23 protein-coding genes and 2 pseudogenes are annotated in these 25920 nt (G+C 61.6%); 9 read left to right on the forward strand and 16 right to left on the reverse strand.

Annotated features, from left to right (window positions below; all coding sequences use genetic code 11):
- Positions 1–4 precede the first annotated feature (4 nt).
- Both C4J87_RS11195 and C4J87_RS11200 read right to left on the reverse strand, forming a co-directional pair.
- Positions 5–340, reverse strand: a pseudogene (locus C4J87_RS11195) (thioredoxin family protein); the annotation flags it as partial.
- Positions 341–359: 19 nt separating this feature from the next.
- Positions 360–605 carry a hypothetical protein gene (locus tag C4J87_RS11200; protein ID WP_124366827.1) on the reverse strand — a complete coding sequence of 82 codons (246 nt, stop codon included), beginning with the start codon at positions 603–605 and terminating at the stop codon, positions 360–362.
- Between the two features lie 277 nt (positions 606–882).
- On the opposite strand from C4J87_RS11200, the gene C4J87_RS11205 reads away from it, so the two are divergent.
- From C4J87_RS11205 to C4J87_RS11240, 8 genes are all read left to right on the forward strand, one after another.
- Entirely contained in the window at positions 883–1731 is an 849-nt protein-coding gene (locus C4J87_RS11205; RefSeq protein WP_124362608.1) for a transporter substrate-binding domain-containing protein, read from the forward strand.
- 52 nt (positions 1732–1783) lie between these two features.
- The gene (locus tag C4J87_RS11210) at positions 1784–2446 is read left to right on the forward strand and encodes an amino acid ABC transporter permease (RefSeq protein WP_124362609.1); all 663 of its coding nucleotides are present in this window, start codon (positions 1784–1786) and stop codon (positions 2444–2446) included.
- A 12-nt stretch (positions 2447–2458) separates the two neighbouring features.
- Positions 2459–3121 carry an amino acid ABC transporter permease gene (locus C4J87_RS11215; RefSeq protein ID WP_124366828.1) on the forward strand — a complete coding sequence of 221 codons (663 nt, stop codon included), beginning with the start codon at positions 2459–2461 and terminating at the stop codon, positions 3119–3121.
- Positions 3118–3900, forward strand: coding sequence for an amino acid ABC transporter ATP-binding protein (locus tag C4J87_RS11220; RefSeq protein ID WP_124362611.1), 783 nt, complete (start codon positions 3118–3120; stop codon positions 3898–3900). Before C4J87_RS11215 ends, C4J87_RS11220 begins: the two co-directional genes overlap by 4 nt.
- A 14-nt stretch (positions 3901–3914) precedes the next feature.
- Positions 3915–4304: a RidA family protein gene (locus C4J87_RS11225; protein ID WP_032896881.1), complete on the forward strand. Its 390-nt coding sequence runs from the start codon at positions 3915–3917 to the stop codon at positions 4302–4304.
- A gap of 165 nt (positions 4305–4469) precedes the next feature.
- Complete coding sequence (locus C4J87_RS11230) at positions 4470–5234, forward strand: IclR family transcriptional regulator (RefSeq protein ID WP_124366829.1); 765 nt, start codon at positions 4470–4472, stop codon at positions 5232–5234.
- A 9-nt stretch (positions 5235–5243) separates the two neighbouring features.
- On the forward strand, positions 5244–6452 hold the full coding sequence (locus C4J87_RS11235; RefSeq protein WP_124366830.1) for an amino acid deaminase: 1209 nt from the start codon (positions 5244–5246) through the stop codon (positions 6450–6452).
- 108 nt (positions 6453–6560) lie between these two features.
- On the forward strand, positions 6561–7466 hold the full coding sequence (locus C4J87_RS11240) for a sugar kinase (RefSeq protein ID WP_124366831.1): 906 nt from the start codon (positions 6561–6563) through the stop codon (positions 7464–7466).
- 108 nt (positions 7467–7574) lie between these two features.
- On the opposite strand, the gene C4J87_RS11245 is transcribed toward C4J87_RS11240, so the two are convergent.
- The 13 genes and pseudogenes from C4J87_RS11245 to C4J87_RS11305 all read right to left on the reverse strand — a co-directional run bounded on the left by C4J87_RS11245 (position 7575) and on the right by C4J87_RS11305 (position 24190).
- A complete protein-coding gene (locus C4J87_RS11245) occupies positions 7575–7850 on the reverse strand; it encodes a peptidylprolyl isomerase (RefSeq protein ID WP_124362615.1) in 276 nt (91 codons plus the stop codon).
- 43 nt (positions 7851–7893) lie between these two features.
- Positions 7894–10431: a PAS domain-containing sensor histidine kinase gene (locus C4J87_RS11250; RefSeq protein ID WP_124366832.1), complete on the reverse strand. Its 2538-nt coding sequence runs from the start codon at positions 10429–10431 to the stop codon at positions 7894–7896.
- A gap of 142 nt (positions 10432–10573) precedes the next feature.
- A complete protein-coding gene (locus tag C4J87_RS11255) occupies positions 10574–12526 on the reverse strand; it encodes an acetoacetate--CoA ligase (protein WP_124366833.1) in 1953 nt (650 codons plus the stop codon).
- Between the two features lie 170 nt (positions 12527–12696).
- Positions 12697–13470: a 3-hydroxybutyrate dehydrogenase gene (locus C4J87_RS11260; RefSeq protein ID WP_124366834.1), complete on the reverse strand. Its 774-nt coding sequence runs from the start codon at positions 13468–13470 to the stop codon at positions 12697–12699.
- A gap of 7 nt (positions 13471–13477) precedes the next feature.
- Positions 13478–14869, reverse strand: a complete 1392-nt coding sequence (locus C4J87_RS11265) for a GntP family permease (RefSeq protein WP_124366835.1) — start codon at positions 14867–14869, stop codon at positions 13478–13480.
- Positions 14870–15419: 550 nt separating this feature from the next.
- On the reverse strand, positions 15420–16091 hold the full coding sequence (locus tag C4J87_RS11270) for a Type 1 glutamine amidotransferase-like domain-containing protein (RefSeq protein WP_124366836.1): 672 nt from the start codon (positions 16089–16091) through the stop codon (positions 15420–15422).
- A gap of 79 nt (positions 16092–16170) precedes the next feature.
- Positions 16171–17574, reverse strand: a complete 1404-nt coding sequence (locus C4J87_RS11275) for a sigma-54-dependent Fis family transcriptional regulator (RefSeq protein WP_124366837.1) — start codon at positions 17572–17574, stop codon at positions 16171–16173.
- Positions 17575–17647: 73 nt separating this feature from the next.
- Complete coding sequence (locus tag C4J87_RS11280) at positions 17648–19219, reverse strand: ABC transporter ATP-binding protein (protein WP_124366838.1); 1572 nt, start codon at positions 19217–19219, stop codon at positions 17648–17650.
- Positions 19220–19229: 10 nt separating this feature from the next.
- Complete coding sequence (locus tag C4J87_RS11285; RefSeq protein ID WP_164487655.1) at positions 19230–20252, reverse strand: ABC transporter permease; 1023 nt, start codon at positions 20250–20252, stop codon at positions 19230–19232.
- Positions 20252–21309: pseudogene (locus C4J87_RS11290) on the reverse strand (microcin C ABC transporter permease YejB). Before C4J87_RS11290 ends, C4J87_RS11285 begins: the two are co-directional and overlap by 1 nt.
- Positions 21309–23168: an extracellular solute-binding protein gene (locus tag C4J87_RS11295; protein WP_124366840.1), complete on the reverse strand. Its 1860-nt coding sequence runs from the start codon at positions 23166–23168 to the stop codon at positions 21309–21311. The pseudogene C4J87_RS11290 and the gene C4J87_RS11295 overlap by 1 nt, the downstream one beginning before the upstream one ends.
- Before the next feature lie 129 nt (positions 23169–23297).
- On the reverse strand, positions 23298–23579 hold the full coding sequence (locus C4J87_RS11300; RefSeq protein WP_124366841.1) for a peptidylprolyl isomerase: 282 nt from the start codon (positions 23577–23579) through the stop codon (positions 23298–23300).
- A 116-nt stretch (positions 23580–23695) separates the two neighbouring features.
- Positions 23696–24190 (reverse strand): DUF1543 domain-containing protein, encoded by a 495-nt coding sequence (locus C4J87_RS11305; protein ID WP_124366842.1) that lies wholly within the window; start codon positions 24188–24190, stop codon positions 23696–23698.
- Positions 24191–24296: 106 nt separating this feature from the next.
- Here C4J87_RS11305 and C4J87_RS11310 point away from each other — a divergent pair, with 106 nt between their 5' ends.
- Entirely contained in the window at positions 24297–25118 is an 822-nt protein-coding gene (locus C4J87_RS11310) for an aldo/keto reductase (protein ID WP_124366843.1), read from the forward strand.
- Between the two features lie 49 nt (positions 25119–25167).
- Here the strand turns inward: C4J87_RS11310 and C4J87_RS11315 are convergent, their stop codons facing one another.
- Positions 25168–25683 carry an Hcp family type VI secretion system effector gene (locus C4J87_RS11315; RefSeq protein WP_124366844.1) on the reverse strand — a complete coding sequence of 172 codons (516 nt, stop codon included), beginning with the start codon at positions 25681–25683 and terminating at the stop codon, positions 25168–25170.
- Between the last annotated feature and the right edge of the window lie 237 nt (positions 25684–25920).

Consider the following 25920-nt stretch of genomic DNA (forward strand, 5'->3'; position numbering starts at 1 on the left):
GCTCCTCCACGGGGCCGAAACCCTTGTGCAGTTCCACCCTGTTGCCGCGCTCGTAGACCAGCAGCGTTGGCGTACCGGTAACGTCAGGGTGTCTTGGGGTGTGCGCGCAATCGAGCACCATGCGCACGATCCACGGATGTTGCCAGGCAACCTTTTCGAATAAGGGGACCGCGCTGGCGCAGGCAGGGCAGTGCTCTGAAACGAACAGGATGAAGACCGGGCGCGGTGTGTTCAGCACGCGCTGGAAGTCCTTGGCGCTGGAAATTGTTCGCGTGGCTGCGCCCATGGTGATCTCCTGCCGGTAGTGTGGGTGTGTGCCAACGCTAAGCCGGTGGCTCATCTGCGTCTACTGTCAACCTTCACAGGTCCGGCCCACGCTCCAGCCGTTCCCGTGCCTTGCGCGCCTGGCTTGCGCACTTCCTGTATTCCTCATTGTCGCGGGACGCTTTGGCTTCGCGGTAGCCGTGGTGGTTCTGGCTGGTGTAGCTGGTGTCGAAGGCTTCCTTGAGTTTTTGCAGTTCTTCCTTGCAGTCGCGGCGGTCGCTGGCCACGGCGTTGCCAGCCATCAGATAACACAGCATTAACAGGCCAAGGCTCAATTTCATCGGGGGTCCTTTCATGTTGGGGCTTGCTCGCTCTACAGATTAGTCCAAGGGCGCAGAGTTGGTGCGCAGTAACATCGTTGTGGGGCATTGAGTAGCAGCGTGGCTGGATGATGGCGCAACGCCGTAAAACCCTCCAGAAACTATCTCGCTGATCCATAAAGGATTTCTCCCCGGCATAGGTTTCCTTCAGCGCCTATGGCACACTTTCTGCTGTCTATTCCGTTGTTACATACCAAGTTCCGGTATAGCGGAATACACAACTCCTGGAGTGCTTGTCATGCATCACCGACCTTCCGTGTTCAAAGCGTGTGTTTTTCTCTTCGCCGCATCGGCTACCGTCGCCAGCCTCGCGCAGGCAGCGGACAGCAAGCTCGATGATGTGCTCAAGCGTGGGCACCTCATCGTGGGTACAGGCAGTACCAATGCGCCGTGGCACTTCCAGGGAGCGGATGGCAAGTTGCAGGGGTTTGATATCGACATCGGCCGCATCGTGGCCAAAGGCTTGTTCAACGACCCGAGCAAGGTCGAGTACGTGGTGCAGTCTTCCGACGCGCGTATTCCCAACCTGCTGACCGACAAGGTCGACATGAGCTGCCAGTTCATCACCGTCACCGCCAGCCGTGCGCAGCAAGTCGCCTTCACCCTGCCGTATTACCGCGAAGGCGTGGGCCTGCTGCTGCCGAATAACAGCAAGTACAAGGAAATCGAAGACCTGCAGGCGGCGGGCGATGGTGTCACCGTGGCCGTGCTGCAGAACGTGTATGCCGAAGAGTTGGTCCACCAGGCGCTGCCCAAGGCCAAGGTTGACCAGTACGACAGCGTCGACCTGATGTACCAGGCCGTGAACTCCGGTCGCGCCGATGCCGCCGCCACCGATCAGTCTTCGGTCAAATACCTGATGGTGCAGAACCCCGGCCGCTACCGCAGCCCGGCCTACGCCTGGAGCCCGCAGACCTACGCGTGCGCGGTCAAGCGTGGCGACCAGGACTGGCTGAACTTCGTCAATACCGCGCTGCATGAGGCTATGACCGGCGTTGAATTCCCCGCTTACAAGGCGTCGTTCAAGCAATGGTTCGGCGTGGACCTGCCAGAGCCGGCGATTGGTTTTCCTGTGGAATTCAAGTGATCCAGAACAACCGGGGCGTGCTTGACGGCGCCCCACTCAGGTACTGCCGACCATGAACTATCAGTTGAACTTTGCCGCCGTATGGCGTGATTTCGACACTTTGCTGGCAGGGCTCGGCCTGGGCCTGCAGTTGGCTTTGCTGTCGATCGCCATCGGCTGCGTGATCGGCCTGCTGATGGCGTTTGCCATGCTGTCCAGGCACCGGGCGTTGCGTGTGTTCGCTTCGGTGTATGTGACGGTGGTGCGCAATACGCCGATCCTGGTGCTGATCCTGTTGATCTATTTTGCCTTGCCGTCGCTGGGTATCCGCCTGGATAAAATCCCCTCGTTCATCATCACCTTGTCGCTGTACGCCGGGGCTTATCTGACCGAAGTGTTCCGCGCCGGGCTGTTGAACATTCCCAAGGGCTTGCGCGAAGCCGGATTGGCGATTGGCCTGGGGGAGTGGCGTATCCGCGCCTATATCACCGTGCCGGTGATGCTGCGCAATGTGCTGCCGGCGCTGTCGAACAACTTTATCTCGCTGTTCAAGGACACCTCGCTGGCCGCTGCGATTGCAGTGCCGGAGCTGACCTATTACGCCCGCAAGATCAACGTCGAAAGCTACCGGGTGATCGAAACCTGGCTGGTGACGACGGCGCTCTACGTGGCCGCCTGTTACCTCATTGCCATGCTGCTCCGTTACCTGGAACAGCGTCTGGCGATCCGTCGTTAAGGAGGGTTTTCCATGTACGAATCCCCTAGCTGGCTGCATGAACTGTGGATCGCCCGGGAGACGCTGTGGGCCGGGTTCCAGACCAGTATTTACTGCTCGGCGCTGGCGATTATCTTCGGCACCCTGATCGGTATCTTCGCCGGGCTGGTGCTGACCTACGGCAAGTTCTGGATGCGTGCGCCGTTTCGCCTGTATGTCGACCTGATTCGCGGCACGCCGGTATTCGTGCTGGTGCTGGCGTGTTTCTACATGCTGCCGGCGCTCGGTTGGCAGATCAGTGCGTTCCAGGCCGGCGCGGTCGGGCTCACGCTGTTCTGTGGCTCCCACGTCGCGGAAATCGTGCGCGGTGCGCTGCAGGCCATCCCCCGTGGGCAACTGGAAGCGGGCAAGGCAATTGGCCTGACGTTCTACCAGTCCCTGGGCTACGTGCTGTTGCCCCAGGCGCTGCGGCAGATCCTGCCGACCTGGGTCAATTCCTCCACGGAAATCGTCAAGGCCTCGACCTTGCTCTCGGTGATCGGCGTGGCCGAGCTGCTGCTGAGCACCCAGCAAGTCATTGCGCGCACCTTCATGACCCTGGAGTTCTACCTGTTCGCAGGCTTCATGTTCTTTGTCATCAACTACGCCATCGAGTTATTCGGGCGCTACATTGAAAAGCGGGTGGCCTTGCCATGAATCAACCTCAAACAATCGAACCGTTGCTGAACATTCGTGGCCTGCGCAAGCAATACGGAGACGTCGAAGTGCTCAAGGGCGTCGACCTGAGCCTGCAGCGTGGCAACGTGGTGACCTTGATCGGTTCCAGTGGCTCGGGCAAGACCACCCTGTTGCGTTGCGTCAACCTGCTGGAAGAATTCCAGGGCGGGCAGATTACCCTCGATGGCGCGTCCATCGGCTACAGCGACGTGGCCGGCAAGCGCGTGCGTCACCCCGAGCGGGTGATCGCCCAGCACCGCGCCATGACCGGCATGGCGTTCCAGCAGTTCAACCTGTTCCCGCATCTGACCGCCTTGCAGAACGTGACCCTGGGTTTGTTGAAAGTTAAGAAAATGCCTAAGGACGAGGCCGTGTCGCTCGCGGAAAAATGGCTCGACCGTGTGGGACTTCTGGAACGTCGCAATCACTTTCCCGGCCAGTTGTCCGGCGGCCAGCAACAGCGCGTGGCGATTGCCCGGGCCATTGCCATGAACCCCAGCCTGATGCTGTTCGACGAAGTCACCTCGGCCCTCGACCCGGAGTTGGTGGGCGAAGTGCTCAGCGTGATCAAGGGATTGGCGGAGGAGGGCATGACCATGTTGCTGGTCACCCACGAAATGCGCTTTGCCTATGAGGTCTCGGACAAGATCGTCTTCATGAACCAGGGTCGCATCGAAGAGCAGGGCTCGTCGAAGGACATCTTCGAGCGGCCGCAGTCACCGCGTCTGGCGGAATTTCTCAAGAGCATTCGTTTTTAATCAGGAGCTATTTTATGAGCATTACTCGTTACGGTACCGGCAGCACCGCGGGCGGCGGCCAGCCACGTCCTTTCGCCCGTGCGGTGGAAGCCGATGGTTGGTTGTATGTGTCGGGCCAGGTGCCGGCGGTGGACGGTGAAATCATCAATGGCGGCATCATCGAGCAAACCCGCCAGACGATGCGCAACGTGGTGGCGATTCTGGAAGAGGCCGGCTACGAATTGAAAGACGTGGTGCGCGTCGGCGTATGGCTGGAAGACCCACGGGATTTCTGGAGTTTCAACAAAGTCTTCGGCGAATACTTCACCCCGGAACACGCCCCGGCGCGCGCCTGTGTGCAGGCCAACATGATGGTGGACTGCAAGGTGGAGATCGATTGCGTGGCCTACAAGAAAAAAGGCTAAATTGGCCCACTTGAGGACGCTGCAAATCAAATGTGGGAGGGGGCTTGCTCCCGATAGCGGTGTATCAGCAACAAATGTACCTACTGGCACACCGCCATCGGGAGCAAGCCCCCTCCCACAGGGGTTCACTGTGCAGCACAAACTTATGATCGGACCGGAACCGCCATGACCGAAGACACCATCAAACGCCGCGCCAAAGGCCTGGACCGTGCGTTCGATATCCTCGATTTTCTCAAGGAAATCGGCCAGCCACTGCGCCCGAATGATATCGCCAGCGGCATCGGCAGCCCCAAGTCCACGGTCTACGAACTGGTCGCCTCGCTGCTCGAACGGCGCATCCTGGAATCCGTGGGCAAGGACGGTCACGTCTACCTCGGACGCCAGTTGTACTTCCTCGGCCAGGCGCACCTGCGCCACTTCGACCTGACCCGCGAGGCCGACCACGCCTTGCAGGAGATCGTCAGCCGGACCCACGAAACCGCGCAGATGTGCCTGCTCAACGGGCGCAAGTACACGGTGGCGCTGATGCGCGAAGGCCAGCGGCATTTTCGTATTTCCTCGGATATCGGCGAAAACGCGCCGATCCCCTGGACCGCCTCCGGGCGCCTGCTGCTCGGGCACTTGAGCGACCAGCAGATCATCGACCTGATCGATCCCGACGATTTCATCCTGCCGGGTGGCCTGCGCCTGCCCCTGGAGACCTTCCTGGCGCAGATCCGCCAGGCCACCCTCGACGGGTTCTTCTCCTTCGACAGCGTCGCCGACACCTTTACCCACTGCTTTGCCGCCCCGGTGCGCGACGCGCAGGGCGTCAGCATTGCGACGCTGTGCATCGTCGCCCCGCGGGCCGATGCGAGCAAAAACTATCACGACTATCGCCGGGTGCTGATCGACAGCGCCAATAACCTGGCCCGGCGCATCAACGAATAGGAATTACCCATGTCTGCCTTCAATGCCGTTGAAAAAGGCGCCGCCGCAGTTGGCGCTCACCTGGTCCGCGATGTCAGCCTGCCGGCCCTGGTGCTGCACCGCGATGCCCTGGAACACAACATTCGCTGGATGCAGCAATTCGTCAGTGACAGCGGCGCGCAGTTGGCGCCACACGGCAAGACCAGCATGATGCCCGCGCTGTTCCAGCGTCAGCTCGCCCAGGGCGCCTGGGGCATTACCCTGGCCACTGCGGTGCAGACCCGCGCCGCCTACGCCGGCGGGGTGCGCCGTGTGCTGATGGCCAACCAACTGGTCGGCGCGCCGAACATGGCGCTGATCGCCGACCTGCTGGCCGACCCGGATTTCGATTTTCACTGCATGGTCGACCATCCGGATAACGTTGCTGACCTGGGCCTGTTCTTCGCGGCCCGTGGCCTGCGCCTGAACGTGATGATCGAGTACGGCGTGGTCGGTGGCCGTTGCGGTTGCCGCAGCGAGCAGCAAGTGCGCGAGCTGGCAGAGGCGATCAAGGCCCAGCCGGCCCTGGCCCTTACCGGTATCGAAGGCTATGAAGGTGTGATCCACGGCGATCAGGCGATCAGCGGCATTCGCGCCTTCGCGGCCAGCCTGGTGCGCCAGGCGGTAGACCTGCAAGACAACGGCTATTTCGACCTGCCCACCCCAATCGTGACGGCGTCGGGTTCGGCCTGGTATGACCTGATTGCCGAATCGTTCGAGGCGCAGAATGCCGCTGGCCGCTTCCTCAGCGTCCTGCGCCCCGGCAGCTACGTGGCCCACGACCATGGCATCTATAAAGACGCGCAATGCTGTGTGCTTGACCGTCGCAGCGACCTCAACGAAGGCCTGCGCCCGGCGCTGGAAGTCTGGGCCCATGTGCAATCGTTGCCGGAACCGGGCTTTGCGGTGATCGCCCTGGGCAAGCGCGACGTAGCCTACGACGCCGGTCTGCCGGTGCCGCTCAAGCGCTACAAGGCCGGAATTTTACCGGCCGAGGGCGATGATGTGAGCGCGTGCCAGGTGACCGCCGTGATGGACCAACACGCGTTCATGACCGTGGCGCCGGGGGTGGAACTGCGCATTGGCGACATTATTTCCTTCGGCACTTCGCACCCTTGTCTGACCTTCGACAAGTGGCAGGTGGGTTGTCTGGTGGATGAGCAACTGCGGGTGATCGAGTCCCTGCGCACCTGCTTCTAGACCGAGTCGCGCCTATCGGGGGCAAGCCCCTCCCACAGGGGAATGCATTCCAAATGTGGGAGGGGGCTTGCCCCCGATGAGTCCATCAGCCCCACCGAGACAGCAGCCATGACCACTAAACCGCGCATCGCCCTCATCGGCGAATGCATGATCGAACTGCAACACCGCGCCGACGGCAGCCTGCACCAGAGCTTCGGCGGCGACACCCTGAACGCGGCGGTGTACCTGCGCCGCGAGCTGGGCGACTTCGGCACTGTCGATTACGTCACCGCCCTGGGCGATGACAGTTTCAGCGATGCCATGTGCCAACAGTGGGCTGATGAAGGCCTCGGGCTGGGCATGGTCCAGCGCCTGGCCGGGCGTTTGCCGGGATTGTATTGCATCCAGACCGACGCCAACGGCGAGCGCAAATTCCTCTACTGGCGCAACGAAGCGGCTGTGCGCGACTGTTTTACCACGCCGGCCGCCGAGCCGATCCTGGCAGCCCTGCCGGGCTATGACTGGGTGTATTTCAGCGGCATCACCCTGGCGGTGCTGGGGGAAATCGGGCGTGAGCGTTTACTGGAAAGCCTGATCGAAACCCGGCGTCGCGGCGCCAAGGTCGTATTCGACAATAACTACCGGCCGCGTCTGTGGGCGAACATCGAGGCGGCCCGCGCGGCGTATCACCGCGTGTTGGCCGAGGTGGATATCGCCTTGCTGACCGAGGACGACGAGCGCGCGTTGTTCGGTTATGCCGACAGCGAGCAGGTGTTTGCGGCCTACCCGAAGATTGAGGAGGTGGTGCTCAAGCGCGGCGCGGATGACTGTTTGATCCGTTGCGCCGACGAGCGCTTTGCCGTGCCGGCGTTGAAGGTGGAGAAGGTCGTGGACACCACGGCGGCGGGGGATTCGTTCAGTGCGGCGTATTTGGCCGGTCGGCTCAAGGGCGGTTCGCCGGAACAGGCTGCTTTGGCTGGGCATCGGTTGGCGAGCCGGGTGATTCAGGTGCCGGGGGCATTGATACCCAGGTGAATGGCCGCCTGCGGCGGATCGGGGGCAAGCCCCCTCCCACATTGTGATGTATTCACAAATCAAGTATGGGAGGGGGCTTGCTCCCGATTACGGTGTAAAGCCAACCCATCAATCCCGGTAAAACACCTGCACCAAGTGATAACCAAACTTGCTCTTGACCGGCCCATGCACCACCCGCAGCGGTTTCTTGAAGATCACTGCATCAATGGCCCCGACCATCTGCCCTGGCCGCACTTCACCCAGATCACCGCCGCGCTTGCCCGACGGGCAAGTGGAGTACTTCTTGGCCAGCACATCAAAGGCTTCGCCCTTGGCAATGCGCTGCTTGAGCTGTTCGGCTTCTTCGCTGGTTTTCACCAGGATATGACGGGCTTGGGCTTTCATCGATCTCTACCAGGTGTGCGACGGCGCGCGATTATGCCTGAACTCAGGCATCGACGCCGATCATGCTGCGGATTTTGGTCGCCAGCAGGTCAATGGAAAACGGCTTGGCCACCATGTCCATGCCGTGCTCCAGAAAGCCCTGGCGCTCGGCGGCTTTTTCGGCGTAACCGGTCATGAACAGCACGCGCAGCCCCGGCCGGTGCTGGCGGGCGATTTCCGCCAGTTGCCGGCCGTTCATGCCCGGCAGGCCGACGTCGGTCACCAGCAGGTCCACGCGTAAATCCGATTCCAGCAACGGCAGCGCCGTGCGCGCGTCTGCTGCCTGGTGCGCGGTGTAACCCAGTTCATCGAGCAGATTGACCACCAGCATGCGCACCGCCGGGTCGTCCTCGACCACCACCACCGCTTCGCCGGCCAGGGCCAGCGGCGCTTCGGCCAGGCTGGCGGGCAGGTTGCTTTCCAGCGCGGTGCCATGCAGGCGCGGCAGGTACAGGCGCACGCAGGTGCCCTGGCCCGGTTCGCTCTGGATAGTCACGTGGCCCCCCGATTGCTGGGCAAAGCCGTAGATCATCGACAAGCCCAGGCCGGTGCCCTGGCCGATGGGTTTGGTGGTGAAGAACGGATCGAAGGCTTTGGCGAGGATTTTCGGCGCCATGCCGCTGCCGTTGTCACGCACGCCGAGCATCACGTAGTCGCCGGCCTTGACCGGCTCCAGGGTGGTGATATCGGTGCCGTCCAGATAGCTGTTGGCGGTTTCGATCAGCAGTTCGCCGCCATCGGGCATGGCGTCGCGGGCATTGATGACGAGGTTGAGCAGGGCATTTTCCAGTTGGCTGGCGTCGGTGTTCACCGGCCAGATGTCCTTGCCCAGCTGCACGGTGAGCGTGATATGCGCGCCCTTGGTGCGGCGGAACAGATCTTCCAGGGACGCCACCAACTGGTTGGGATCGGTGGGGCGCTTGTCCAGCGACTGGCGCCGCGAGAACGCCAGCAGCCGGTGGGTGAGGGCGGCGGCGCGGTGGGCGGAGGCCACGGCGGCATCGGCAAAGCGGCCGATGTCTTCGCTGCGGCCGGCGGCAATGTAGCGTTGCATCAGGTCGAGGCTGCCGATGATGCCGGTGAGCATATTGTTGAAGTCGTGGGCGATACCGCCGGTGAGCTGGCCCACGGCTTCCATTTTTTGCGCGTGGCGCAGCGCGTCTTCAGCCCGCTCGCGCTCGAACATTTCGTTTTGCAGGCGCTGGTTGGCCTCGGCCAGCGCCTGGGTGCGCTGGGCCACGCGCTCTTCGAGGTTTTCGTTGAGGTGGCGCAGGGCTTCTTCGGTGAGTTTGCGTTCGGTCTCGTCGATCACAAAGATGTAGAAACCGTTCACCGAGCCGTCAGTGCAGAAGCGCGGCAGGTATTTCATCAGCGCGTGGCGCGGCCGCCCATCGCGATGCGGCGTGACGGTCATGAAGCTGCACGCCTTGCCGTTGAGCGCGGCGGCGATCTTGTCTGCGCGCCCGGCGTACACCTCGTCGCCCAGCACCTCACGGATGGTCTTGCCGTACAGTTCCTGAGGCGTCTTGCCGTACCAGTCGAGGTAGGCGCTGTTGTTCAAGCGAAAGCGTTGCTCGTGGTCGACATAGCCGATCAGCACCGGCATGGCGTTGATGATCAGTTGCAGTTCGGTCTGGCTTTGGCGCAGCGCCTGCTCGGTGTGCTTGCGCTCGGTGAGGTCCAGCGCGGCACCGAGGAAACGGGCGGGGCGGCCTTGCGGGTCCTTGTAGCAGCGGCCACGGGCAAACACCCAGCGTACCTGGCCGTCGGCTTGCAGCAGGCGGTATTCCTCGGCGTATTCGGTGCCGAAGGTGATGCAATGCTTGATGCTGCGCGTGACCGTGCCACGGTCTTCGGGATGCACGCCGAGCAGGTAGGCGCTGATGGGCAGCAGGCCGGCGTCATTGGGGTCGACGCCGTGCAGGTAAGCGAAATGTGCGTCGGCGATAAACCGGTCTTCGCCGATATCCCAGTCCCAAGTGCCCACCGCATCGGTCGCCGCCAGGGCCAGTTGCAGTCGTTGCTCGGTGTTGTGCTGGGCCTTGAGGCTGTCTTCGGAGCGCTGCTGCAGTTCGAGGGCCTTGCTGCGCCGCTCGTTGGTTTCGATGGCCGTGACCAGGATGCCGGCCACGCGGCCGCTTTCATCGCGCACCGGGCTGTAGGTCAGGTCAAGCCAGATCTCGGTGTCGCGCTGGTTGCGCTGCAGCACGAAACGCTGCTCGCTGAAGGTGCGCACCTGGCCGCTGAGCACCGCGTCGTAGACCGGCGCGGCGAAGCTTTGCAGCTCCGGCCAGGTCGCATGCACCGGCTGGCCCAGGGCGCCGGGATGCTTGTTGCCGGCCAGGCGGGCGAACCCATCGTTATACAGCTGGGTGAGCTGCTCGCCCCAGAGCAGCAGCATCGGCATGGGCGAATGCACCACGATATCCACGGCGGTGCGCAGACTTTGCGGCCAATCATTGGCCTCACCGAGGGGGCTTTGCGCCCAGTCCAGCCGCTCGATCATTGCTGCGGCTTCGCTACCGGTGGATGTTCCCTTCATGAAAAAGCCTTGCGTATCACGCTTTGAAAAATAGACAACACCCATTATCCCAAGAGACAACGACGGGTGGCTACCTCAGAAAATAGCATGCATTGCCGGGTTTTCTGCAAAACGAGGTGTTGGAGCTGAACCCTTTCATCTGTCACGCCAGCTCAGGGCGGTCGCGAAAGTGTTCGAGGGCCTCGGGGTTGGCCAGCGCATCGGTGTTTTTCACCGGTTCCCCATGCACCACATTGCGCACCGCCAATTCGACGATCTTGCCGCTGATGGTGCGCGGGATATCGTTGACCGCGAGGATTTTCGCCGGCACGTGGCGCGGTGTGGTGTTGGCGCGGATCACCTGGCGGATCTGCTGCTCCAGCGCCTCATCCAATTGCACACCGTCAGCAAGGCGCACAAACAGCACCACGCGCACGTCGTCCTGCCAGCGCTGGCCGATAGCGAGGCTTTCCAGCACCTGCGGGACTTTTTCCACCTGGCGATAGATCTCGGCGGTGCCGATGCGCACGCCGCCAGGGTTGAGCACCGCATCGGAGCGGCCGTGAATCAGCAGGCTGCCGTTGGGACGTTGCTCGGCGTAGTCGCCCTGGGCCCACACGCCGGGGAACTGGCTGAAATACGAGGCGCGCAACTTTTGCTGCTGCGGGTCGTTCCACAGCCCGATGGGCATGGCGGGAAAATGCCGGGTACACACCAATTCGCCTTTCTCGCCGACCAGTGGGCGGCCCTTGTCGTCCCACACTTCGATAGCCATCGCCAGGCTCTTGCACTGCATTTCGCCCCGGCGCACCGGCAACATCGGGTTACCAATCACGAAGCAGGAGACAATATCGGTGCCGCCGGACATCGATGACAGGCACAGCTCGGCCTTGATCTCGCGGTACACGTAGTCGTAGCTCTGGGGCGACAGCGGCGAGCCGGTGGAGATCAACCCTTTGAGGCTGCGCAAATCATGGCTGAGGCGCGGTTGCAGGCCGGCCTTTTCCAGGGTGGCGAGGAACTTGGGGCTGGTGCCGAACACGCTGATGCGTTCGGCGTCGATCAGGTCGATCAAGCGTTGCGGGCCCGGATGAAACGGAGAACCGTCATACAGCACCGCCGTGGCGCCCAGGGCCAGCACCGACACCAGCCAGTTCCACATCATCCAGCCGCAGGTGGTGTAGTAGAACAGGCAGTCTTCACGAGACAGGTCGGCATGCAGGCCATGTTCCTTGAGGTGGGTGAGCAGCACGCCGCCGGTGCCGTGAATGATGCACTTGGGCACGCCGGTGGTGCCGCTGGAATAGAGGATATACAGCGGGTGATCGAACGGCACCGCGACGAACTCGGGCGTGCCGCCGGGTTGGTAGAAGTCGCTCCACAGCGCGACGCGTGCGGGCGTGCGGTAATCCGTGACCTGCGCCTGAGGGCGGGCGTAGGGCACGATGATCAACTGCTCCAGGGACGGCAGCCGCTCGAGGATTTCATTGAGCTTGGCGCTCTGGTCGAGGGTCTTGCCGGCATAGCGATAACCGGCGCAGGTGATCAGCACCTTGGGTTCGATCTGGCCGAAACGGTCGATCACGCCTTGGGTGCCGAAGTCCGGTGACGAGCACGACCAGATTGCCCCGAGGCTGGTGGTGGCGAGCATGCCGACCAGGGTTTGCCAGGTATTGGGCATGCACGCCGCCACACGGTCACCCACACCGACACCGGCCGAGCGCAGGCTGTTTTGCAGGCCGGCGACATGTTCGGCCAATTGCGCGTAGCTCAATTGTTCACGCTGGCCGTCTTCACTGATGGCAACCACCGCCGGGTGATCGTCGCGACGGCGCAGCAAGTGCTCGGCGAAGTTCAGGGTAGCGCCGGGAAACCACTGGGCGCTGGGCATGTCGGCGCTCTCGATCAACGTGGCGCTGGGCGGGCTGCGAAATTGCACCTCGAAGAAAGCCACGATGGCCTGCCAGAAGTCCGGGCGCTGGTCGATGCTCCACTGGTGCAGGGCGGGGTAGTCGCCCAACTGCAAGTGGTGGCGCGCATTGATGTAGCGGCGGAACTGGTCCATGCGCGTATTGGCGATGCGTTCCGGGGAGGGTTGCCAGAGGATGTCGGACATTGCGGGGTCTCTTGTTCTTGTGTGAGGTTTGTCAGACAAAGCAAGTCCAAGGTGGGAGGGGGCTTGCTCCCGATGGCGGTGTTTCAGTTTGCACATTCATTGACTGACCCACCGCTATCGGGAGCAAGCCCCCTCCCACATTTGGATATCTTCTGTTCGGTAGACCGTGGTTATTGGGCCAGCCAGCCACCGTCGATATTCCACGCCGCGCCACGCACCTGGCTACCGGCCTCACTGCATAAAAACAGCACCAACTCGCCCAACTGCGGCGGCGTGACGAACTCCAGCGACGGCTGTTTTTCCGCCAGCAGATCATGCTGCGCCTGCTGCGGGCTCACCCCGTTGGCCGCGCGATCGTCGATCTGCTTCTGCACCAGCGGCGTCAGCACCCACCCCGGGCAAATCGCGTTGCACGTCACGTTGCTGGTCGCGGTTTCCAGGCCCACAACCTTGGTCAGGCCGATCACCCCATGCTTGGCCGCCACATAGGCCGCCTTGCCCACCGAGCCCACCTGGCCGTGCACCGAGGCGATATTGACGATGCGTCCCCAACCCTTGGCCTTCATGCCCGGCAGGCTCAAGCGCGTGCTGTGGAACACCGACGACAGGTTGATTGCGATAATCGAGTCCCAGCGCTCCACCGGAAAATCCTCCACCGCCGCCACATGCTGGATGCCGGCGTTATTGACCAGTATGTCGACGCCGCCGAACTCGCGCTCGGCATAGGCCAGCATCTCGGCGATCTGCGCCGGGTCGCTGACGTCTGCCGGGTGATGCCCGACCTTGCCGCCAAACGCCTGTACCTGGGCGATCACGCCGCTGGCATCGCCGAAGCCGTTGAGGATCAGGTTGGCGCCGGCCTTGGCCAGGCTCAGGGCAATGCCCAGGCCGATGCCGCTGGTGGAGCCGGTGACCAGGGCGGTCTTGCCGTTCAATGTCGTCATGAAAACCTCACACTATGCCGGTGGCGTAGAACGTACCGATCACCACGAACACCGCGAGGGTCTTGATGATCGTGATGCCGAAAATATCCTTGTAGGCTTCGCGGTGGGTCAGCCCGGTCACCGCCAGCAGCGTGATCACCGCGCCGTTGTGGGGCAGGGTGTCCATGCCGCCGCTGGCCATGGCCGCGACCCGATGCAGCACTTCAAGGGGGATATTGGCCGCATGGGCCGCTGAAATAAAGCTCTCGGACATGGCCGCCAGGGCGATGCTCATGCCGCCGGACGCGGAGCCGGTGATCCCCGCCAGCAGGGTCACGGTGATGGCTTCGTTGACCAGCGGGTCGGGGATGCCCTTGAGCCAGTCCGCCAATACCAGGAACCCCGGCAACGAGGCGATCATTGCACCGAACCCGTATTCGGAAGCGGTGTTCATCGCTGCCAGCAGCGCGCCGCTGACCGCACTTTTGCTGCCCTCGGCCAGCTTGCTTTTGATCGCCGAAAAACCGCACACCAGCACCACGATAATCCCCACCAGCAACGCCGCCTGCACCGCCCAGATCGCAGTGAGCTTGGCGATTTCGGTGGTCACCGGCGCGCTCATGCCCGGCAGGCTGAGGCTGTGGGTCTTGCCGTACCACTGCGGGATCCAGTGGGTGAACAGCAGGTTCATCACCCCCACCAGAAGCAACGGCGACAGCGCGATCCAGGGGTTGGGCAGGGCCAGGTCCTCGGCGGTTTCCGGCTCGTTGCGCAACTCGGTGCCATAGCCTTCACCCGCGCGCTGGGCCTTGTTGCGCTGGCGCGACAGGTAGAGCATGCCGGCGCAGAACACGAAGATCGTACCGATCAGCCCCAACCACGGCGCCGCCCAGGCGGTGGTGTTGAAGAAGGTGCTGGGGATGATGTTCTGGATCTGCGGCGTGCCGGGCAGGGCGTCCATGGTGAACGAGAATGCACCGAGGGCAATGGTGGCCGGGATCAGGCGCTTGGGGATATCGCTCTGGCGGAACATCTCCGCGGCAAACGGGTACACCGCAAACACCACCACGAACAGCGACACGCCGCCGTAAGTGAGCAGGGCACAGACCAACACAATCACCAGCATCGCCTGACGCGTGCCGAGCAAACGAATGGCGGCGGCGACGATAGAACGCGAGAACCCCGACAACTCGATCAGCTTGCCGAACACCGCCCCGAGCAGGAACACCGGGAAATACAACTTGATGAAACCGACCATTTTCTCCATGAACACCCCGGTGAAGGCCGGTGCGACAGCGGAAGGGTCAGTCAGCAGAACAGCGCCAAGGGCGGCGATCGGGGCAAACAGGATAACGCTATAGCCACGGTAGGCAGCCAACATCAGCAGCGCCAGGGCTGCCAGGGCAATGATCACACTCATGGTGTGTCTCCAATTGTTATTTTTGTGGGTGAAACGCTGGAGAAGGGCTATAGCGAGATGTGTGCCATGTTTCTAACTTATTGAAATATAAGTAAATTAACTATTTTGTCTGTGATGATTTTCGACTTTGTCTCAATTCAGAGACCGCCACCAATCAAATGTGGGAGGGGGCTTGCTCCCGATGGCGGTGGATCAGCCAGTAGATATATAAGCTGACACACCGCTATCGGGGGCAAGCCCTAATGCCAGTCAGTTAAGAAGTGGAAAGGGTAAAAAGTAACCTGTGGCGAGGGAGCTTGCTCCCGCTGGACTGCGCAGCAGTCCTATTTTTGGGGCCGCTTCGCGGCCCAGCGAGAGCAAGCTCCCTCGCCACAGGTACAGTGTTCGCCCTTAACTGACTGGCATTAGGGCAAGCCCCCTCCCACAAAGGTTTGTCCTCATAGTGAGATTTGAGTCTCATATCGGAGACTATGCAATTCCCAAGGCCGCCATCTTCTTGTCCAGGTCGTGCTGGCGTTTGCATCCATTGAACGTGCCCATCACAACCGCGTTAAGTGGGGCGACCGCACGGCGACTGCATAACCACTGCAAGTGGCGTCATTGTAAAGGGTCTTCTGATAGCTACCGTTTTTGAAGTGCAGGGCAATGCCGTCGTCGACGGCGTAGGCAGGTTGAATGCGCTGGTTGCAATCAGTTCGACAAAGGATGTTTTTCGCCCCTCTTCAGAATTGAAATGCGGGCACAGCGCGCCGGGTAGCATGCCCAAGCCATTAATCAGCGCGAACGCGCCCCCTGAATCCGAATGGCCGAAATCGAACCAGCATATGGCGCCAGCGCTGACGCCACACAGGATCTTGCCCTGATCCCCAGCTGCTTTCAAAAGGTCGGTAACACCAAACTCGCGCCAGACCGCCAGCATCGCACGGGTATTACCTCCGGCGACGTAAATGATATCGGCCTTCTCGAACATCGATGAAATCTGCTGCGCGTGAGGGAAAGGCGGGATGAAGAATGCGAGTGGAATGACCGAGCAGCCGATGGCGGCATACTTGTTCGAGAAGTCTGCGATTTTCACCGGGTCATCACCATTGGCGGTGGAGATGTAAAGGACCACCGGTGCTGCTTTTCCGGTTAACGAAATAATGTACTCATCAATCGGCGTCATGCACTTCAAATCGTCATCGGACTCGCCGCCAATAGCAATAACATGTGTATCTGACATGCACTCTGTCCTACTGTTTTTAAAGACACCGTGATTATGCAGGCGCTGGCTTTGAAACTCACAATATCGACGTCGTCTACTAAGACGTCATGCCCAATGCGACCATTTTTTTGTATAGCGTAGATCGACCAAGTTTCAGGCGTCTGGCTGCTTCTATTACATTCCCCTCGCACGCCTGTAGCATCCCCTCGATCACCCTACGGTCGAACCGCTCGCGCGCGGCATGGAAACTTTCCCCTTCTACAGTCGGTACTGGCGCACCACGCGCCACCGGCCTGAACGTGCCAATCGCCGCCCGCATCTCCCCGGCGTTCAACACCAGGTCATCGCTCAACAACGCCGCGCGCTCGAGCACGTTGCGCAGCTCACGGATATTCCCCGGCCACGCGTGCTGCGCCAACAGCGCCAGGGCTTCGCGGTCCAGTTCATGCTGGCTGCGCAGTTCCTCGAGGATGGCTTCGCTCAGCGCCGGAATATCCTCCAGCCGTTCACGCAGCGGCGGCACCTGGATCGGCAACACGTTCAGGCGGTAGTACAAGTCCGCACGGAACTCGCCACGCTTGATCGCCGCTTCCAGGTCCATGGACGTCGCTGCGATCACCCGCACATCGCTGTGCAGCATTTCGTTGGAACCCACCGGTTCGAATTCCTTTTCCTGCAGTACCCGCAATAACTTGCTTTGCAGCGGCAGCGGCATGTCGCCGATTTCATCGAGGAACAGCGTGCCACCCTGGGCGATCTGGAATTTGCCGGGACGGCCCTTGCGGTCGGCGCCGGTGAAGGCACCTGGGGCAGTGCCGAAAAATTCAGCTTCGAGCAGGTCGTGGGGGATCGCCGCGCTGTTGATGCTGACGAACGCCTTGTGGGCTCGGGGCGATGCGCCATGGATGGCCTGGGCGAGCAATTCCTTGCCGGTGCCGGTTTCGCCGAGCAGCAGCACCGGCGATTCGGCGCTGGCACTGCGCCGCGCACGGCGCTTGACTTCAAGGCTGGCGGCGCTGGTGCCGATAAAGTGCGCGAAGTTGTATTTGCTTTGCCGCGAGCGCAACAGCGAACGCGTGGATGCCAGTTCCTGCTGCATGCTCAGGTAGCGCTCGATCAGCGGCGACAGGTTGCGCAGCTCATCGAACAGCGCAAAGCCAATCGCACCGATCACCGCGCCTGCATCGTCGTGGATCGGCAGGCGCATCACCACCAGCGGGCCCTTGGGCGTGTCCTGGATATCCAGCAGAATCGGCCGGTCGTTGCGCACCACCTGGCGCAACAGGCTGTTGGAAATCACCTGCTCGCAGGGTTGGCCGATGGCCTGCTCGGCGCTCTTGAGGCCGAAACGCTTGGCGTAGCGCTCGTTCATCCAGACGATATTCGCATCACGGTCAACGATCACCGTGCCTTCGCTGGACTGCTCGATGATCTCGAACAGCGACTGAATGGCCAGGCCGCGAACGTGTTGGTAGTCCTTGAGGTTTTCGGTGGTGTTCATAGTCATAGCGCCGATTGATGGTCCAGCAGGTGAAGCGTGGCGAGGGAGCCCGCTCGCCACTATAAACGCGCTTCTACAAGGGGATGTGCGCGGCAGCCAACAGCTCCTTGGTGTAGGGATGCTGCGGCGCTTCGAACACGGCATGGCTGGGGCCGCGCTCTACCACTTTGCCGTCCTTGACCACGATCATATCGTGGGCCATCGCCCGCACCACCGCCAGGTCATGGCTGATGAACAGGTAGGTCAGGCCGTATTTCTCCTGCAGTTCGCGCAACAAGGCCACCACTTGCTTTTGCACCGTACGGTCCAGCGCCGAGGTCGGCTCATCCAGCAGCATCAACGCCGGCTTGAGCACCAGCGCCCGGGCGATAGCGATGCGCTGGCGCTGGCCACCGGAAAACTCATGGGGGTAACGGTGCCGGCTGGTGGGGTCCAGGCCGACGTCCTTGAGTACCTGGATCACCTGGGCTTCGCGCGCGTCGAGGCTGCACGGGGCGTGCACTTCCAGGCCCTCGCTGATGATCTGTTGCACCGACATGCGCGGGCTGAGGCTGCCATACGGGTCCTGGAACACCACCTGCATCTGCTTGCGCCATGGGCGCATCTGCCGGTGGTTGAGCGGGTCGAGAGCCTCGCCCTGGAAGCGGATGCTGCCGGTGGAATCGAGCAGGCGCAGGATCGCCTGGCCCAGGGTCGACTTGCCCGAGCCGGACTCACCGACAATCCCCAGGGTCTTGCCGCGTTGCACACTGAGGCTGATACCGTCCACCGCCTGCAGGTAGCGCTTGGGTCGCAGCAGCCCGCCGCCGAGAGCAAACCGCACGCTCAGGTCGTTCACCTGCAATACCGTCTCGCGCTCCTCGCCGCACAACACTTCAGCCGAAGGCTCGGCGTCCAGCAGCAAGCGGCTGTAGGGGTGCTGCGGCGCGGCAAACAAGGCCTGGCAGTCGGCCTGCTCGACGATCTCTCCGGCGCGCATCACGCACACCCGCTGGGCAATGCTGCGCACCAGGTTGAGGTCATGGCTGATCAGCAGCAGTGACATGCCCAGGCGTTGCTGCAACGACTTGAGCAGCAGCAGGATCTTGCGCTGTACCGTCACGTCCAGCGCGGTGGTGGGTTCGTCAGCAATCAGCAGCTCCGGCTCGCAGGCCAGGGCCATGGCGATCATCACTCGCTGGCGCTGTCCACCGGAGAGTTGATGGGGGTAGGCCTTGAGCCGCTCCTGGGGTTTCTGGATGCCCACCAGGTCGAGCAGCTCGAGGATACGCGCCTGCGCCGCCTTGCCGCCCAGGCCCTTGTGCAGCAGCAGCGTCTCGCCGATCTGCTTTTCGATCGTGTGCAGCGGGTTCAGCGAGGTCATCGGCTCCTGGAAGATCATGGCAATGCGGTTGCCGCGCAGCTTTTGCAGGGCCTTAGGCGACGCGCCCATCAGCTCCTGGCCGCGATACTTCACCGAGCCTGTGCTGAGCGTGCCGGCTTCGGGCAGCAGTTGCAGGATCGAATGGGCGGTCACCGACTTGCCCGAGCCCGATTCGCCCACCAGCGCCAGGCACTCGCCGGGGCGCACGTCCAGGTTCACATTGCGCACCACGGTGTGGCCGCTGAACGCCACGCTGAGGTCACGGATTTCGATCAGGTTCATACGCAGTCACTCATGAGCGAGGGTCGAAGGCATCACGCAACGCCTCGCCGATAAACACCAGCAGCGACAGGATCAGCGCCAGGGTAAAAAACGCCGTCAGGCCCAGCCATGGGGCTTGCAGGTTCTGCTTGCCCTGGGCGATCAACTCGCCCAGCGACGCGCTGCCGGCCGGCATGCCGAAGCCGAGGAAATCCAGGGCGCTCAAGGTCGAAATCGCCCCGGTCAGGATGAACGGTAAATAGCTCAAGGTCGCGGTCATGGCATTGGGGAGGATATGCCGGCCAATGATCTTGCCGTCGCCCAGGCCCAGGGCGCGCGCGGCCTTGACATACTCCAGGTTGCGCCCGCGCAGGAACTCGGCGCGCACCACATCCACCAGCGCCAGCCAGGAAAACAGCGCCATGATGCCCAGCAACCACCAGAAATTCGGCTCGACAAAGCCCGACAGGATAATCAGCAGGTACAGCACCGGCAGGCCCGACCACACCTCCAGGATGCGTTGCCCCAGCAAGTCCACCCACCCGCCGTAGTAACCCTGCAACGCCCCGGCGGCGATGCCGATGGCGGCGCTGATCGCGGTCAGCGCCAGGGCAAACAGGATCGACACCCGTGCGCCGAAGATCACCCGCGCCAGCACATCCCGCGATTGGTCATCGGTGCCCAGCCAGTTCACCGTCGACGGCGGGCTGGGGGCAGGGCGGGCCAGCTCGTAATTGGGCGTATCGTCGCTGAACGGGATCGGCGGGAACCACATCCAGCCGCCGTCCTGCTTGATCAGCTTCTGCACGTAGTCACTGCGGTAGTCGGCCTGGAACGGCAACTGCCCGCCGAACTGCTGTTCGGTGTAGCGCTTGAATACCGGGAAATACAGCTCGTGCTTGAAACTGAGCACCAGCGGCTTGTCGTTGGCGATCAACTCGCCACCGAGGGTCAGGATAAACAAGCCAATAAATAGCCACAGGGACCACCAGCCGCGACGGTTCTTCTTGAAGCGCTCGAAACGCCGACGAGCGATGGGCGATAGATTGAGCATCAGGCGTTCCTCGCGGCGAAGTCGATACGCGGGTCCACCAGGGTGTAACAGAGGTCGCCGATGAGTTTTATCAAGAGGCCGAACAGGGTGAAGATAAACAACGAACCAAACACCACCGGATAGTCCCGTGAGACGGCCGCTTCATAGCTCATGCGGCCCAGGCCATCGAGGGAGAAGATCACTTCGATCAGCAGGGAACCGGCGAAGAATACGCTGATGAACGCCTGGGGAATCCCGGAAATCACCAGCAGCATCGCGTTGCGAAACACATGGCCGTACAGCACGCGGCGTTCGCTCAAGCCCTTGGCGCGCGCTGTCACCACGTACTGCCGGGTGATTTCGTTGAGGAACGAGTTTTTGGTGAGGATGGTCAAGGTGGCGAACCCGCCGATCACCAGCGCCGTGACCGGCAATACCAGGTGCCAGAAGTAGTCGGCGATCTTGCCCACGGTGCTCAGTGCTTCGAAATTCTCCGACACCAACCCGCGCACCGGGAACCAGTTCAGCGACGTGCCGCCGGCAAACACCACGATCAGAAACATCGCGAACAGGAACGCCGGCATCGCATAGCCGATCACGATGGCGGTGCTGCTCCACACATCGAAGCTGCTGCCATGGCGCACCGCCTTGCGGATGCCCAAGGGGATCGACACCAGGTAAGTGATCAAGGTGGCCCACAGGCCGAGGGAAATGGTGACTGGCATTTTTTCCAGGATCAGGTCGATCACCGTCGAGCCGCGAAAGAAGCTGTTGCCGAAGTCCAGTTGGGCGTAGCTCTTGAGCATCAGCCACAGGCGTTCCGGCGCCGGCTTGTCGAAGCCGTATTGCTTTTCGATGTCCTTGATCAGCTTCGGGTCCAGGCCACGGCTGGCCCGCGAGCCGCTGATGCCTTCGCCTGCGCCGCCGCCCACACCACCGCCGCCGATGCCTTGCAGGTGGGCGATGGCTTGTTCCACCGGCCCCCGGGCGCGGCCTGCACGATCACGAAATTCACCAGCAGGATGATCACCAGGGTCGGGATGATCAGCAGCAGGCGCCGCACGATATAGGCAAACATCAGCGCGCATCCCCGCGTTTTTTCAGCTCGGCTTGCATCTGCGCGTTGGTCAGCGGCGTCGGGCTGACTTCCCACCAGGTTTCCAGGGCTTCATCGTTTTTCGCCTCGATGGCCGGGCGGCCGAAGCGGTTCCACCACGCGGCGGACGTGCCGGGCGGGTAGTAGTTGGGAATCCACAGGTAGTTCCACTGCAGCACCCGGTCCAGGGCGTGCGCATAGGTGAGCATCTGCGCCTGGGTGTCGGCCTTGACCAGGCCCTTGATCAGGCGGTCGACGGCCGGGTCCTGGAGCGCCATGTAATTGTTGGCGCCCGGATCGAACGCGGCGGCGGAACCGAAGAAATTGTACAGCTCCATGCCCGGCGAGGTGGTCACCGGAAAACCGGTGACGATCATGTCGTAGTCGCGCGCCATCAAGCGGTTGACGTACTGGGAGGAGTCGATGCGGCGGATATTCAAGGTGATGCCGATCTGCGCCAGGTTGCGTTTGTACGGCAGCAGCAGACGTTCCAGGCCTGCCTGGGCGTTAAGGAAGGTGAACTCTAACGGCTCGCCCTCGGCGTTGACCAGTTTGTCGCCTTCAGGCTTCCAGCCCGCCTCTTCCAGCAGGGCCAGGGCCTGCAACTGTTTGTCACGGATCATGCCGCTGCCATCGGTAACGGGCGCCTTGAATACCTGGGTGAACACCTCATCGGGAATCTGCCCGCGCAAGGGTTCCAGGATCGCCAGTTCTTCCTCGGTCGGTAACTGGGTGGCGGCGAGCGGGCTGTTGGAGAAATAGCTTTGCTGGCGGATGTACAGGTTGCGCATCATCTGCCGGTTGGCCCATTCGAAATCCCACAGCATAGCCAGGGCCTGGCGCACGCGGCGGTCCTTGAACATCGGGTTTTGCACATTGAAGACATAGCCCTGGGCCGGTTGCGGCATCCCCTTGGCCAGATGCGCGCGTTGCAGGCGGCCATCGTCAAGGGCCGGGCCGTTATAACCGATGGAGTATCCGGTGGCGGAAAACTCCCGATTGAAATCGTAGGCACCGCCGCGCAGCACCTGGCGCGCCACTTCGATGTCGCCGAAATACTCAAGGCTCAAGTGATCGAAGTTGTACAGGCCACGGCTGACCGGCAAGTCCTTGCCCCACCAATCGGGGTCACGAGTAAAAGTGATGGTGTTGCCGGAGTCGATCTTGCTGACCTTGTACGGGCCACTGCCCAGTGGGGCTTCATAGCCGCCGCCGTTGGCGAAGTCGCGGCTCTTCCACCAATGTTCGGGGAACACCGGCAGGGTGGCGAGATCCAGGGGCAGGGTGCGGTTTTCATTGCTGGAAAAGTCGAAACGCACCTGGCGCTCGTTTTCGACTTCGACATGCTTGACGTCGGCGAACAGGGTGCGAAAACGCAGGCTGCCTTGGGTCATCAACAAGTCGAAGCTGTAGCGCACGTCTTCGGCGGTGATCGGTTTGCCGTCGGCAAATCGCGCCTTGGGATTGAGGTAGAACCGCAGCGACAGGCCGTCGTCGGCGCGTTCCATCTTTTGCGCGACCAGGCCGTAGACCGTGTAGGGCTCGTCCAGGGAGCGCTGGGCCAGAGGCGCATAAACCCAGCCATCGACCTGGGAAACACCAATGCCTTTATCGACATACGGCAATACATGGTCAAAGCGCCCGATTTCCAGGGCGGAGCGGCGCAGGCTGCCGCCTTTGGGGGCATTGGGGTTGGCATAGTCGAAATGGCTGAAGCCGTCGGGGTACTTGGCCGGCTCGCCATACACCGTGAGGGACGCTTGTGGCGCCGCGATCACGGCGTTGCTGGTCAGGAACACGACCAGGGTGATGCTGAACAGTCTGGGAAAAGCCAATCGCATTATCAGCCTTGAGCGCGGGTGAACAAGAATAGAGAGCTGTACGTTAACGGCTTAAGCGTCGTCAGTCATCACATGCACAACGGCCCGCCAAATGGCGGGCCGTTGTCTACAACATCAGCACAGACTGAATCAGTCCTGGCGGCTGGTGACTTCCAGCAGGTGATAACCGAACTGGGTTTTCACCGGGCCTTGTACGGTATTGACCGGGGCGCTGAACACCACGCTGTCGAATTCCTTGACCATCTGGCCTGGACCGAACGAACCCAGGTCACCGCCTTGACGGCTGGACGGGCAGCTGGAGTTGGCTTTGGCGACTTCTGCGAAATCAGCGCCGCCTTCGATCTGGGACTTGAGTTCGTTGCACTTGTCTTCAGAGGCAACGAGGATGTGGCGAGCGGTGGCTTTGGCCATGGGAAATAACTCCTTGAGTGAAAAAAACGGTGAGCCTACCGGATTCAGGCGGTTATTTCCTGGCAAAGTTCCGTCTACTTGCCCGAGCGGGCCAGAAGCGGCCTGGCCCGCGGGGTTCAGGCCAAAACGATGTAGTCGTTTTGTTGGATGATGGGGGCGTGCGGGCCTTTTACAAGATGGACATAACGGCCGTCCACCAAGTCGATGGGCAGGCAATCGTCGATATCCATTACCGCGTCGGTGTGGGCCTGGGACCAGTGGCGCAACAGGTGCTGCTTGCCCTTGCTCACCGCTTCGCGTTTGTCGCGCGCCACCAGCAACAGGTAGTGATGCGCCTCGCCGAAGCGGTTGGCCTCATATCCGCCGAGGTTGATGAAATACAAGCGGGGCGCATCGCCATGCGGCGCCAATTGGCTGAATTCGACCTTCCAGCCGTCGACACCATCGACCGCCATCCACGAATCGATGTGCACGCCCTTGGGGCTGCCGAACCACGCGTCGCGCAATTGCGGGTAGGTGGCCTGTAGCGTATCCGCCACGGCAAACGCGACATCGTGTACTTCGATCCGGGCCCTGGGGTGCTTGCCCCCGAGCATGACAACAAACAGCATTGCGGGTGATTCCTGGCGATTGATCAGAGGCCAACCATACTGCGATTGAACCCTTTTGTCCGGTCAATGCCACACTGTTAATCCGCGAACTCATCAGGAGGTTGTCATGCGTACTATCGATCTGGCCGGTGTTCCCGTCCCTGTCATCGGCCAGGGAACCTGGCGCATGGGCGAAGACCCAAACCAGCGCCGTGCCGAAGTGGCCGCCTTGCAGCTGGGTATCGACGAAGGCCTGACCCTGATCGATACCGCTGAAATGTACGGCGAAGGCGGTGCGGAGGAGGTGGTCGGCGAGGCCATCAAGGGCCGCCGCGACCGGGTATTTCTGGTGAGCAAAGTCTATCCGCACAACGCCAGCAGCCAAGGCGTGCCCCGCGCCTGCGAAGCCAGCCTTCAGCGCCTGGGCACCGACTACATCGATCTGTACCTGCTGCACTGGCGCGGCCAGTACCCCCTTGCAGAAACTGTCGAAGCGTTCGAGCGTCTGCGCGAAGCTGGCAAAATCGGCCGTTGGGGTGTTTCCAACTTTGATGTGGCAGACCTGCAGGAACTGGCGTCCCCCGCGTGTGCGACCAACCAGGTGCTCTACAACATTGAAGAACGTGGTATTGAATTCGACCTGCTGCCATGGTGGCAACAGCACCATCTGCCCTTGATGGCTTACTGCCCGATTGCCCAGGGCGGCGAGCTGTTGGCGAGCCCGACGCTCAAGCAGATTGCCCATCGTCATGAGGCCACCCCCGCGCAAGTCTCTCTAGCCTGGGTTTTGCGCCAAGAAGGTGTGATCGCCATCCCCAAGGCAGTAACGCCCGCCCACATACGACAAAATGCCGCTGCTGCGAAGCTGGTGTTGGACGAGCATGACCTGGACGCGATCGACCGCGTATTTGGCGCACCCAAGCGCAAGCACCCGCTGGCGATGGTGTAGCGCGAGCAGGAACGGCACCTTCCCTGGGCCGTTCCCGCCACCGCCGCGGTTAGCCGGCTACTGGACTGCGCCAGTCGTCCGAGCCTGAAGTGCCGGCTACTTCATGGGTCCAGACGATCTTGCGATAGGTGAAATACACGTCCTCCAGATGGGTGAAGTGGGCGTTGTCCGGGTCCTGGCAGCTGGGCATGCGCGACTGGACGTCCACGATCGTCGCGCCTTCCAGTTCAATGGTGAAGTAGTGCTCCTGGGTGCCTGCCGAAGAGGTGCGAAACCATTCCAGCCGGCACGACACTTCTTCCCCTGAGGTCAGTGCGCTGAATAGCAGGGGCGAGGATTTGTCGAAGACCTTGCTGATCATCAGCGGTTTATGCACGCGCTGGCCGGTAGGCTGGCCCGATTGCGGGTCGCGGGGAATGATCACCTGATGGGCAAATGCCTGCACCAGAATCTGATCCTCGTGGCCTTCCTGATAAATGTTGCCTACCGAGTCCTGGGTAAATGTACCTGCGGTGATCAAACCTTGTTTGACACCGGTGACTGTGAGGTACGCGGGTGTTGGCATGACGGGTTTCCTTGTCTGATTGAGTAGGTGCTCCCGAGCGATGAAGTTGCCGGTCGGGTGAAATGCCTTTAACAAAAAGCGTGCCTGAAAGTGCGTGGGTCAATGAAATCAAGGTGTAGAAAGTTAAAGCGTTTCATAGGGGGCTGATTTTGCGGATTTTTAGTATTTTAAGTTGCACATAAGTGCGCAGTTAATTGCTCATGGTGAGAAGTGAGTAATCAGGCGCAGTTGGCGGTG

Source organism: Pseudomonas sp. R1-43-08, from assembly GCF_003852255.1.
Lineage (GTDB): Bacteria > Pseudomonadota > Gammaproteobacteria > Pseudomonadales > Pseudomonadaceae > Aquipseudomonas.

What these genes read in the sequence shown, in the direction of transcription:
- C4J87_RS11215 (WP_124366828.1), top strand. Translation starts at nt 2,459, where the DNA reads ATGTACGAATCCCCTAGCTGGCTGCATGAACTGTGGATCGCCCGGGAG.
- C4J87_RS11265 (WP_124366835.1), bottom strand. Translation starts at nt 14,869, where the DNA reads ATGAGTGTGATCATTGCCCTGGCAGCCCTGGCGCTGCTGATGTTGGCT.
- C4J87_RS11280 (WP_124366838.1), bottom strand. Translation starts at nt 19,219, where the DNA reads ATGAACCTGATCGAAATCCGTGACCTCAGCGTGGCGTTCAGCGGCCAC.
- C4J87_RS11240 (WP_124366831.1), top strand. Translation starts at nt 6,561, where the DNA reads ATGACCACTAAACCGCGCATCGCCCTCATCGGCGAATGCATGATCGAA.
- C4J87_RS11260 (WP_124366834.1), bottom strand. Translation starts at nt 13,470, where the DNA reads ATGACGACATTGAACGGCAAGACCGCCCTGGTCACCGGCTCCACCAGC.
- C4J87_RS11225 (WP_032896881.1), top strand. Translation starts at nt 3,915, where the DNA reads ATGAGCATTACTCGTTACGGTACCGGCAGCACCGCGGGCGGCGGCCAG.
- C4J87_RS11220 (WP_124362611.1), top strand. Translation starts at nt 3,118, where the DNA reads ATGAATCAACCTCAAACAATCGAACCGTTGCTGAACATTCGTGGCCTG.
- C4J87_RS11230 (WP_124366829.1), top strand. Translation starts at nt 4,470, where the DNA reads ATGACCGAAGACACCATCAAACGCCGCGCCAAAGGCCTGGACCGTGCG.
- C4J87_RS11235 (WP_124366830.1), top strand. Translation starts at nt 5,244, where the DNA reads ATGTCTGCCTTCAATGCCGTTGAAAAAGGCGCCGCCGCAGTTGGCGCT.
- C4J87_RS11200 (WP_124366827.1), bottom strand. Translation starts at nt 605, where the DNA reads ATGAAATTGAGCCTTGGCCTGTTAATGCTGTGTTATCTGATGGCTGGC.
- C4J87_RS11205 (WP_124362608.1), top strand. Translation starts at nt 883, where the DNA reads ATGCATCACCGACCTTCCGTGTTCAAAGCGTGTGTTTTTCTCTTCGCC.
- C4J87_RS11250 (WP_124366832.1), bottom strand. Translation starts at nt 10,431, where the DNA reads ATGAAGGGAACATCCACCGGTAGCGAAGCCGCAGCAATGATCGAGCGG.
- C4J87_RS11255 (WP_124366833.1), bottom strand. Translation starts at nt 12,526, where the DNA reads ATGTCCGACATCCTCTGGCAACCCTCCCCGGAACGCATCGCCAATACG.
- C4J87_RS11270 (WP_124366836.1), bottom strand. Translation starts at nt 16,091, where the DNA reads ATGTCAGATACACATGTTATTGCTATTGGCGGCGAGTCCGATGACGAT.
- C4J87_RS11210 (WP_124362609.1), top strand. Translation starts at nt 1,784, where the DNA reads ATGAACTATCAGTTGAACTTTGCCGCCGTATGGCGTGATTTCGACACT.
- C4J87_RS11300 (WP_124366841.1), bottom strand. Translation starts at nt 23,579, where the DNA reads ATGGCCAAAGCCACCGCTCGCCACATCCTCGTTGCCTCTGAAGACAAG.
- C4J87_RS11305 (WP_124366842.1), bottom strand. Translation starts at nt 24,190, where the DNA reads ATGCTGTTTGTTGTCATGCTCGGGGGCAAGCACCCCAGGGCCCGGATC.
- C4J87_RS11295 (WP_124366840.1), bottom strand. Translation starts at nt 23,168, where the DNA reads ATGCGATTGGCTTTTCCCAGACTGTTCAGCATCACCCTGGTCGTGTTC.
- C4J87_RS11310 (WP_124366843.1), top strand. Translation starts at nt 24,297, where the DNA reads ATGCGTACTATCGATCTGGCCGGTGTTCCCGTCCCTGTCATCGGCCAG.
- C4J87_RS11275 (WP_124366837.1), bottom strand. Translation starts at nt 17,574, where the DNA reads ATGAACACCACCGAAAACCTCAAGGACTACCAACACGTTCGCGGCCTG.
- C4J87_RS11285 (WP_164487655.1), bottom strand. Translation starts at nt 20,252, where the DNA reads ATGCTCAATCTATCGCCCATCGCTCGTCGGCGTTTCGAGCGCTTCAAG.
- C4J87_RS11245 (WP_124362615.1), bottom strand. Translation starts at nt 7,850, where the DNA reads ATGAAAGCCCAAGCCCGTCATATCCTGGTGAAAACCAGCGAAGAAGCC.
- C4J87_RS11315 (WP_124366844.1), bottom strand. Translation starts at nt 25,683, where the DNA reads ATGCCAACACCCGCGTACCTCACAGTCACCGGTGTCAAACAAGGTTTG.